This window comes from Phenylobacterium sp. (assembly GCF_036263695.1).
GTDB lineage: Bacteria > Pseudomonadota > Alphaproteobacteria > Caulobacterales > Caulobacteraceae > Phenylobacterium.
This window is the reverse complement of record NZ_DATAGM010000478.1, coordinates 1-9,559: the sequence shown is the minus strand read 5'-3', so window position 1 is coordinate 9,559 and position 9,559 is coordinate 1. Positions and strand designations below refer to the sequence as shown.

At 72.1% G+C, this 9,559-nt stretch carries 7 protein-coding genes; 2 read left to right on the top strand and 5 right to left on the bottom strand.

Annotated elements, in window-relative coordinates:
- Both VHK87_RS19200 and VHK87_RS19195 read right to left on the bottom strand, forming a co-directional pair.
- On the bottom strand, window positions 1–506 hold a 506-nt coding region (locus tag VHK87_RS19200), incomplete at its 3' end, for an RlmE family RNA methyltransferase (protein ID WP_329636503.1).
- The gene (locus VHK87_RS19195) at window positions 503–1,591 is read right to left on the bottom strand and encodes a Ppx/GppA phosphatase family protein (RefSeq protein ID WP_329636502.1); all 1,089 of its coding nucleotides are present in this window, start codon (window positions 1,589–1,591) and stop codon (window positions 503–505) included. The genes VHK87_RS19200 and VHK87_RS19195, both read right to left, overlap by 4 nt.
- Window positions 1,592–1,798: 207 nt before the next feature.
- Here VHK87_RS19195 and hspQ point away from each other — a divergent pair, with 207 nt between their 5' ends.
- Complete coding sequence (gene hspQ / locus VHK87_RS19190; RefSeq protein ID WP_329636501.1) at window positions 1,799–2,128, top strand: heat shock protein HspQ; 330 nt, start codon at window positions 1,799–1,801, stop codon at window positions 2,126–2,128.
- A gap of 91 nt (window positions 2,129–2,219) precedes the next feature.
- Window positions 2,220–3,083 carry a phenylalanine 4-monooxygenase gene (gene phhA / locus VHK87_RS19185; protein ID WP_329636500.1) on the top strand — a complete coding sequence of 288 codons (864 nt, stop codon included), beginning with the start codon at window positions 2,220–2,222 and terminating at the stop codon, window positions 3,081–3,083.
- Here the strand turns inward: phhA and VHK87_RS19180 are convergent.
- From VHK87_RS19180 to VHK87_RS19170, 3 genes are all read right to left on the bottom strand, one after another.
- Complete coding sequence (locus VHK87_RS19180; RefSeq protein WP_329636499.1) at window positions 3,077–7,234, bottom strand: translocation/assembly module TamB domain-containing protein; 4,158 nt, start codon at window positions 7,232–7,234, stop codon at window positions 3,077–3,079. The two genes, phhA and VHK87_RS19180, sit on opposite strands and share 7 nt — an antisense overlap.
- Window positions 7,231–9,015 carry an autotransporter assembly complex family protein gene (locus VHK87_RS19175; protein WP_329636498.1) on the bottom strand — a complete coding sequence of 595 codons (1,785 nt, stop codon included), beginning with the start codon at window positions 9,013–9,015 and terminating at the stop codon, window positions 7,231–7,233. Before VHK87_RS19175 ends, VHK87_RS19180 begins: the two co-directional genes overlap by 4 nt.
- Window positions 9,016–9,193: 178 nt before the next feature.
- Window positions 9,194–9,559, bottom strand: a 366-nt coding sequence (locus VHK87_RS19170; RefSeq protein WP_329636497.1) for a hypothetical protein, incomplete at its 5' end; no start/stop codon positions are given.

The window sequence follows — 9,559 nt, the reverse complement described above, 5'->3', positions numbered from 1 at the left end:
TCGATCAGGGACACGATGCGCAGGTGGTCGGTCTTTCGGTGGCCGACGGTGTTCGGGGCCATGTCGGACAGCACCACGTCGGGCGCGCCGCCGAGCAGCTCGATCAGCCTCGGCCCGCAGGCGGGGTCGGTGAAGTCCATCTGGATCAGCTGGGCCGGGGGTAGCGGGTCGACGGGCAACAGGTCGACGCCGACGACGTGGGTCACCCCCCGCTCGATCGCCAGTTGGGTCCAGCCACCGGGCGCCGCGCCCAGGTCCACCACGCGGACCCCGGGCTTGAAGAGCTTCAGACGGTCATCGATCTCGGCCATCTTGAAGGCGGCGCGGGAGCGGTAGCCCTGGGCGCGGGCCTTGGCTGCGAAGGGGTCGTTGATCTGCCGCTCGAGCCAGGCCTGGGACGAGGGCGTGCGCTGCTTGGCGCTCTTCAGGCGCGCGGGCGTCGCCCGGGCCTCGTCGCCGCCGCGGGTCGGCGCCCGAACCATCCGCTTGCGGGGTGGCTCGCTCATGGCCGCGACCGCCGACGGCGCCTGCGCCTGCGGCCGGCCCCCTGGCTCATCAGGGACAGCAGGATGCCTTCGCGCAGGCCGCGGTCGGCGACCCGCACGCGCGAGCAGGGCCACAGTTCCTGCACGGCTTGCAGGATCGCCGCGCCGGCCAGCACCAAGTCGGCCCTGTCGGGCCCGATGCAGGGCTGGTCCGCGCGCTCGCGCGGCGACAGGTTCAGCAGGCGAAGGGCGGCCGCGTCGCAGTCGTCACGGTGCATCCAGATGCCGTCGACCCGCGAGCGGTCGTAGCGGCGCAGATTGAGGTGCAGCCCCGCCAGGCTGGTGATCGCCCCGGAGGTGCCGATCAGGTGAGCCCGGTCGGCCTCGAAGATCGGGCGCATGGAATCGGCGCGGTCGAAGGCGGCGATCTCGGCCTTCACGGTATCGACCATCGCCCGGAACCACGCCCTGGTCGCCTGTTCGCCCTCGGGGAAGCGCTCGGCCAGGGTCACCACCCCGATTGGAATCGAGAGCCAGGCCCGGATCGGCAGGCGGCCGGGCGCGAACTGCCCCGGCGGCTCGTCCAGGCCCCCGGCGTTCAGGTCCACCCAGGAGAGTTCCGTGGAGCCGCCGCCCACGTCCACCACCAGGGCGGCGTCGGCCTCGCGGTCCAGCAGATTGAGGCAGCCGGCCACCGAGAGCTGGGCCTCCTCGTGGGGCGTGATCACCTGCAGCCGAAGGCCGGTCTCGCGGGCCACCCGGGCGATGAACTCGGCGCCATTGGCGGCCGAGCGGCATGCTTGGGTGGCGATCGCCTTGAGCTTCACCACCCGGCGGCGGCGCACCTTCTCGGCCGAGACCTTGAGGGCCTGCAGGGCCCGCTCCATGGCGTGCTCGGAGAGCCGGCCCGTCTGGGAGAGCCCCTCCCCCAGCCGGACGATTCGCGAATAGGCCTCGACGACCCGAAAGCCGGACGAAGCTGGCGTTGCGATCAGCAGGCGGCAGTTGTTGGTGCCCAGGTCGAGCGCAGCGTAGCAGGGCGGCTCGCCCGCACTCGTCTCCCCAGCGCGCCGCAAGGCGCCGGGCGCGCTCGGCGCCTCGTCCATGGACAGCATCCGTCCTTCGCAGGCGCAGCCATCATCGGGCGCCTGATTTCGATTGTGACCATATCAGGGCCCGCCCCCGCTTAGGAAGCGGCGCGGATCGTCACGCCCCGAATGGGCTTCCCGTTCCGCGGCTTGCGCGCTAGCTGACGGCTCGCGCCTCAAGCGCGTTCACTTCTCGGTTAGATAATGGGTGTTAACTTCTCCCGCATGGATGCTCGTTGCGCCAAGTTTGCGATCGGCCAAGTGGTCCGGCACCGGGTCTATTCGTTCCGGGGCGTGATCTTCGACGTCGATCCCGAGTTCGCTGAGACGGAGGAGTACTGGCTCTCCATCCCGTCCCACATCCGGCCGCACAAGGACCAGCCGTTCTACCATCTGCTGGCCGAGAACGATCAGAGCTCCTACGTGGCCTACGTCTCCGAGCAGAACCTGGTGCCCGACGACACCGGAGAGCCGGTCGGCCACCCCCAGACCTCGCTGCTCTTCGAGAGCTTCCGCGAAGGCCAGTACACCCTGCGGCCCCGCATCAGCCATTAGGCGCTTCTGCGCGCACGATCCTGCCGCTGACTGGCGCCTGAGCGAAGAAAAACGCACGGAACTTTCGCAACCAGGGGTCCATTCTCTGCGCATGAGCGCGGATGGATTCGCCTCGCCGCCGCCTGGGGCGCGGGCGGACTGGACGATCGACCAGGACTGGGCCGGCTACACCGAGGCCGAGCACCAGGTCTGGATCACGTTGTACGAGCGCCAGGCGGCGCTGCTGCCGGGCCGGGCCTGCGATCCGTTCCTGAAGGGCCTCGAGGCCCTGGACCTGCACCGCACCGGCATCCCCGACTTCGCCCGCATCAACGAGGAGCTGGGCCGGCTCACCGGCTGGCGCGTTGTCGCGGTGCCGGGGCTGGTCCCCGACGAGGTGTTCTTCGACCACCTGGCCAATCGCCGCTTCCCGGCCGGGCGGTTCATCCGCGGGCCGGATCAGCTGGACTACCTGCAGGAGCCGGACGTCTTCCACGACGTGTTCGGCCACGTGCCGATGCTGACCGACCCGGTCTTCGCCGACTTCATGCAGGCCTACGGCGAGGGCGGGCGGCGGGCGATGCGGCTGGGGCGGCTGAAGAACCTTGCCCGGCTATATTGGTACACGGTGGAATTCGGCCTGCTGGACACCCCGCAGGGCCTGCGGATCCTCGGGGCCGGCATCGTCTCCTCGCACGCCGAGACGATCTTCGCGCTGGACGATACCTCGCCCAACCGCCTGGGCTTCGAGTTGGAGCGGGTGATGCGCACCCCCTACCGGATCGACGACTTCCAGCAGGTCTATTTCGTGGTGCCGAGCCTGGACGCTCTGCTGGACGCCAAGCGCCAGGACTTCGGGCCCATCTACGAGCGGCTCGGCTCGGCCTGGGACATCCCCATCGACGCCGTCCTGCCGACTGACCGGGTGTTCACCCGGGGCACCCAGGCCTACGCGGAGGGCAAGGCGGCTCAGTAGTCGCGCCGCCAGCGCACCGCCAGGCGCGAGTCGCCCTGGCCCGTCAGGCGCGAGAGGACCGAGAGGTTGCGGCTCACCCGCCACTCCACCTGCGCCGCCGGACCCTGGCGACCGCCGCCGATAATCTCCAGGTAGACGTCCTCGGTCAGGTACTTGCCGCCGGCGACCATCACGCCGGATTCGTCGCCGCCCACCAGCGCCAGCCGGTCGAGGCCGGCGAAGGTGCGCAGGCCGCCGATCACGTCGAAACCTCCGCCGCCGGCCAGGGCCGACAGCGCCGAGGCGAGCTGGGCCGCCTCCAGGGGCGAGAGCTGGGAGGCCGAGCGGCCGAACAGCACCTGGCTGAGAACCTCGTCGTTGGGCAGCACCGGCCGGGAGGTCAGCGTGATCTCCGGTTCGGCCGCGGTGCCGCGGATGCGCACCTCGGCGGTGAGCGCCGGATCCTCGCGGACGGCGGTCAGGTCCAGGCGGATGCCCTCGGCGCTGCTGGCCAGGTAGACCACCCCCCGGTCGTCGAACTCGAACCGCTTGCCGGCGAACTCGTAGCCGCCGCGGACCACGCGAGCCGTGCCGGTGAGCTGCGGCCGCGCGGTGGTTCCGGCCACGTGGGCGTCCAGCGAGAACTCCACGTCGAGGCCGCGGCCGCGCAGGAACACCCGGCGCGGCCCCTTCAGGGTAACGTCTAGGGCGATGGCCGGTCCCTGGCGCGGCCGGATGTCGAACGGCTCGTCCAGATCCTCGGGCTTGTTGCGTTCGATCACGTCGAGGGTCACGACGCCCGACGGCGTCGGCGGGTCGGCGGCGATGTCGGCCCGGTCGATCGTCAGCGCCCCGGCCAGCCGCACGCGGCCGTCCGCGGCCCGGTTGATGGTCGCCTGCCCGCTGGCCGACGCCGTGGCCATCTCGTTGTCGATCAGGCGGAAGCTCTTCAGGTCCAGCCGGAAGCTGCTCTCGCCGTTGCGGGTCAGGCTGATGTTGCCCGAGCCCTGCACGGCGCCGCCCTCGGGACCGCGGCCGCTCATCTGAGTGACGTCGATGCCGGCGTTGGTGAAGTCGGCCCGCAGCACCACGTCCTGCAGCGTGAGTCCGGTGACGGCGTCCTCGAAGCGGCCGGCATCGACCGCGCCCTTCCCGCGGGCCTTCGGATCGGCCAGGGTGCCGCTCAGCGTGCCCTGAGTGCTGACCCGGCCGGACAGGGTTCGCTCGCCGCCGATCAGCAGGTCCCACAGCGGACGGATCTCCCCGTTGGCCTGGAATTGGCCGCTGATCGGGCGGCGGCGGTTCAGAGCCAGGCGCAGCGGACTGGCGGAAGCCTCGGCCGGAAGGACCACGTGGGCGGCGGCGCGCAGGCCCTGGGCGTTGCCGGCGTCGGCGTCGATGGTCAGCTGATTATCCGACAGCCGGGCCAGCAGCGATCCGTCCAGCCCCTGGACGGGATCGGAGCCGCGGCCGCGGGCGTCCTCAAGCTTGGCGTCCAGCACCCCGTCCAGCCGGTCGCCGCGGCCGCGGAGGGCCAGCACGCCGTTGATCCGGCCGGCCAAGTCTTCGTTGAACAGCTGCAGATCGAGACGGGTCAGCTGGGCCCGCAGGTCGGCGGCGGTCTCGTCCAGCCGCGCATCGACGTTGAGCAGGCCCCCGCCGCTGGTGGCCAGCCGCACCCTGGCGGTCTGGGCCGGGCCGCCGAAGCCGAACACCGCCGGCTCCGCGGTGCGCAGCTCGCGGTCTCCGAGCTTGCCGGCGCCGGCCAGAGTGAGGGTGTAGCCGGGACCGGAGTCGGCCAGGGTCCCCTGCCCGTTCAGCGTCCAGCGCCCGCTGGTGGAGGCCCCGGTCGCCTCGACGGTGTACGGCAGCCGCGAAAGCGGCCCCTGGCCGGTGATGCGGCCACGAGCAATGGAGAAGCGGGCGCCCTTCGGGACCGCGCCGCGGGCCGTGAGGTCGAAATCTCCACGGCCGCCGGCGGAATCCACCAGCCGCACCCGACCGGCCACCTCGCCGCGGTCGAGCAGGATGCCGGGGCCGACCGCCAGCTGCAGGTCGGCCGAGGACGGGGTGTTGCGACGGAGCGAGAGCGCCCCGGTAGCGCGGATGCCGCCGGCGTCCACCGCCACGTCCGTCAGGTCTACGCCGCCGCGCGGGAAGCGGAAGGCTGCCGAGCCCTTGGCCGGTCCGTGCTCGCTGGCGGCGGTGACCGCGATCGTGCCGCTGGACCCGTCCGGGCGGCTCAGGAAGCTGAGGACGATGCGGGCGTCCCGCAGCGGCAGCTGCGGCAAGTCGACGGCCTCGGCGTTGGCGACCACGTCGACCCGCGGCGTCAGCAGGGTCCCGCCAACCGCGCCGGTTCCCTTGGCGGCCCCGGTGATCTCCACCGGCCCGGCCCGGAACGGCCCGTCCGCCGACCAGTCGCCCTTGAAGGCCAGGTTGGTCTCCGGGCCGAGCACGCCGGCGAAGTCGGCGCGCCCCTTGGCCCCGTTCAGCCGGGCCTGGGCGACCGAGAACAGCCCGTCCCGCCAGCTGGCCTTGCCGTTCAGGGTCGGCGAGGCGCCTAAGATCCGGTCGAGCTCGGCGAACCCGGAGGCGAACCGCTGGCCCTTGGCGTCCACGTCGAACAGCCACGGCGAGGTCTCGCCACGGTCCCGCGTCGCCCGCCACTCGGCGTTGACCACGCCTGAGGCGCCGATCCGCGCGGCCGGCAGGTTGGTCACCTGCGCCCGGCCCTTGAAGCTCAAGTTGCCCAACAGGCCGATGCCGCCGCTGCCGGTGATGTTGAGGCCGGTCCCGTCCGCCTTCAGGTCGCGCACCAGCCATCGGCCGTCGCCCAGCCGCTCCAGCGCCACCTCGGCCTTGGGCGTCGGTCCCAGCAGCGGGCCGAGAAGGTTCTCGCTGCGCCCGCCGGCGATGGCGAGCTTGGTCTCGATGGCGATGATCTGGTTCTTGCGGGTGACCGTCACCGGGCCGGAGGCGCGCTCGGCGATATAGTCGAGGACGTTGGCGTCCTCGGCCGAGGCGTTCCCGACCAGCTTCCATGTCTCCCATTCGCCGGTCAGCACCCCGCTGGCGCGCATCGCGCCCATCGGTGGGAACGGGATGATGCGGGCCGCCAGCGGGGTCTGGGCGCTGATCGTCCAGCCCTGCGGTCCGGTGCGCCGCTCGCCGAGATTGCCCAGGCCGCGGGCGCTCACCAGCAGGTTCTCGGCCTTGGCCTCGGCGACCAGGTCGAAGAGCGAGCCGCCGGCCTTGCGCCCGGTGACGCTGAATGTCGCTTCCGGGCCGAAAGCGTTGGCGTAGCCCTGGGTGAGGGTCGAGGCGGTCAGCACCAGCCGGCCGGCCGCCTGGCCGCCCTGCGGGTTCCAGGCGCCGTGGGCCTGCAGCGGGCTGGCGGTCCCCGAGGTGGCCGCCGCCGAGAACCGGCCCTCGCTCATCTTCCCGTTGGCGTCCACCTGCAGGGCGAATGGCTGGTCGGTGGGAAGGCCCAGGGCGCCGGCGAGCGCCCCGCCCTCCGCCTCCAGCGCCCGGGCGGCGACCTTCAGCGGCCGGCGGCCCCCAAACTCGAAGCGGACGTCCAGGTGGTCGCCGGGACGCAGCACGCTGTCGGCCTCGATCCGGCCGCTCTGTCCGCTGTTGCGACGGCCGAGCTCCACCTCGCCCGTGAGGTCGTAGACGCCTCGTTCGTAGCTGAACGCCGGCAACAGCTCGACACGGGCGCTGAAGGCGTCGATGTCCACCGACAACGGCATGCCCGGCGACTTGGTGCTGGGCTCCAGCGTCGGGCGGCGGACCAACTGCACGCTCTTGGCGGTGATCTCGTCGGCGAGCAGCCGGCGGAAGAACAGCTGGCTGTAGTCCCATTCCACCTGGACGTCTCGAGCGTCGAGCCAGACCCCCTTCTCGTCGGAGATGGTCAGCCGCCGGACGCTGAAGTTGCGCCACACGTCGCCTGAGAGCCCATAGAGCTTCAGCCGCCCGAAGCGGCCGAGCTTCAGCCCGTCGGTCCGCGCCTCGATCAGCAGCCGGGTCTGCGGCAGCAGCACGCCGTATCGGGTCGCCACCAGCGCCGCGCCCATCAGCAGGCCCAGCACCGCGCAGACGACGACGATCGCCTTGGGAAGCCGCGCCCGGCGGCGCTTGGGAGCCTCTGCAGTCTCGGTGCTCAAAAGCTCTGCCCGATGCTGAGGTAGACCTGGAAGGGCGCATCGCTGGTCCGCCGGTCGAGCGGGACGGCGATGTCGGCGCGGATGGGACCAAAGCCGAGGTCGTAGCGCACGCCCACGCCGACGCCCACGCTGAAGTCCTTGCCCGCCGGGAACGGATCGGTGCCGACGGCGCCGCCGTCGATGAACGCCGCCATGCCCCAGGGCCCGAACAGCTTGCGGCGCACCTCGATGGAGGTCTCCAGCAGGGAGACCCCGCCCTGGGGCGTGTTGTCCTCCAGCCTCGGACCCACCGCCTGATAGGCGTAGCCGCGCACCGACCCGCCGCCGCCGGCGTAGAAGCGGCGGGACGCCGGCACCTCGGGGATCGTCCCGCCGACCATGGTCCCGACCCGCAGCCGGCCCGCGATCACCGTGCGGCCCTCGTCGTCGAGGGGATAGTAGGCCGTACCCTGGGTCTGCAGCTTCAGGTACGGCAGGGTGTCTTCGCCGGCGATCAGCGTCGGCTCGACCCGCGCCTCCACGCGCCAGCCGCGCTTGGGATCAAGCGGGTCGTCGGACCGGTCGAGGGCCAGGGCGCCGAGCAGGGTGCCGGTCACCAAATCCCGGCCCAGTGGGGAGAGCGCGCCGCGCCTCAGCTCTTCGGTGCGGCTGAGGTCCAGAGTGGCGCCGACCGTCAGGTAGGAGGTCTTGCCGTAGCGGCGGGTGATGTCGGCATGCACGCCCGCGCCGGTCTCGTCGTAGGCGTCGGTCTTGACCTGGTAGGCCGCCCCGCCGAGCCGCAGCGTCTGCTGTGGCCGGCGCCAGTGCGGCAGGCTGAGCTCGCCGCCGAGCCGGCTGTCGATGCTGGAGAGACGGCCGAGCAGCTCGAGGGTGTCGGCGCGGCCGAGCACGTTGTAGCGGGTCCAGCGGGCCTCGACTCCGGCCCCGTCGGTGGTGGAATAGCTGGCGCCCAGCTCCAGGGTGCGCCGCTCCCGGTCGGCCAGGCTGACCACGATGGGCCGGAGGCCTTCGGGCGTCGTCCGCTCCTTGGGCGCGAGGCCGACGGTGACGGAGTCGTAGACGCCGGTGTCGAGCAGCCGGCGCTCCAGCTCCGCGACGTCCTCGGGATCGTAGGGCTCGCCCTCGCGCCAGGGGGCCAGGCGCTGGACCCACTCGGGATTGGTGCGCCCCTCGGTGACCAGCTGCAGCCCGTCGAGACGCACCAGGTCGCCGGCGTTGATGCGGAAAGTGGGGCGAAGGGTGCTGTCGGCGTGGTCGACGATCACCTCGCGAGGCGCGGCCGCGACGTCGGCGTAGCCGCTCTTCTGGACGGCGGCGACGGCGCGCCCTTCCGCCGCCAGCACGTCGGCCGCCCGGCCCGGCGCGCCGGGCTCGAGCAGCAGCGCCTCCTCCGCGGACTGGCGCACTTCTGGCTGCGGCGGCTCGCCGACCCAATCCAGCCTGGGCGCGGCGACGGTGAACCGCGGGCCCGGCGTCACCCGAACGATGGGAACCGGCGGCTCGGTTTCGGTGAGGTCGGCCTCGACCTCATGGGCGTAGTAGCCTTCGCTGCGCAGGACGGCCATGGCGTCCTCGGCCGCCTCCCGGGCCCGGCGGCGGGCGTCGAAGCGGTTCTGAATCGGCCGCTCGGTCTCGCCGATCGCCTGGGCGATGGCGGCCCGGAGCTCGTCGTCGAGCTCACCTTCGATGGTTGCGCGCGGCGACTGAGCAAAGGCGCGTGGGGCCGAGGCCCAAGCACACAAAGCCGCAGAGGCGGCGACTGCGACGACCAGTCGACCCAAGCAGACTCATCCCTGACCGTCCCCTCTCGCGGTGTAACGGGGCCGTACCCCCGTGTCACCCGCAGGCACGTGAAAGCCGCTGATTTTCCAGAGGCGCCGGCGCCCGGAATCTGGGCGGTGCATCCCGCCTCCCGGGCCGCTCGACTACGAACAACAGCAGCAACAGCAGCAGGAGGTCTTAGGGGAGCGGCGACGTCGCCACCCTGACCACCGCGCGCGGCGGGGTCGGAAGGACGCGCCGAAGGCTGTAGATCCACCAGTCGGAGGCGTCGTACGAGACCTGCACCAGCAGGCTGCCGGGGCGCCGCTGCAGGGTGACGCGGGTGGCTTGTGCGCGGGCGTCGCCGGGCAGGCGCAGCGCCGCCGCACGCCGGGCGAGCTCTTCCTGGACATGAGGGTCGGGGCTCGACCGGGCCGCCCTGGCCCCCTCCTCGGCGGCCGCCTGGACCCGGCTGCTCAGCCACCAGTAACCGCTCCAGGCCGCCAGCTGACCGACCATCAGCACCAGGGCAGGCGCAAAGAGCAGCCCCTGATATCGGCGCAG

What these genes read in the sequence shown, in the direction of transcription:
- VHK87_RS19195 (WP_329636502.1), bottom strand. Translation starts at nt 1,591, where the DNA reads ATGGACGAGGCGCCGAGCGCGCCCGGCGCCTTGCGGCGCGCTGGGGAG.
- hspQ (WP_329636501.1), top strand. Translation starts at nt 1,799, where the DNA reads ATGGATGCTCGTTGCGCCAAGTTTGCGATCGGCCAAGTGGTCCGGCAC.
- phhA (WP_329636500.1), top strand. Translation starts at nt 2,220, where the DNA reads ATGAGCGCGGATGGATTCGCCTCGCCGCCGCCTGGGGCGCGGGCGGAC.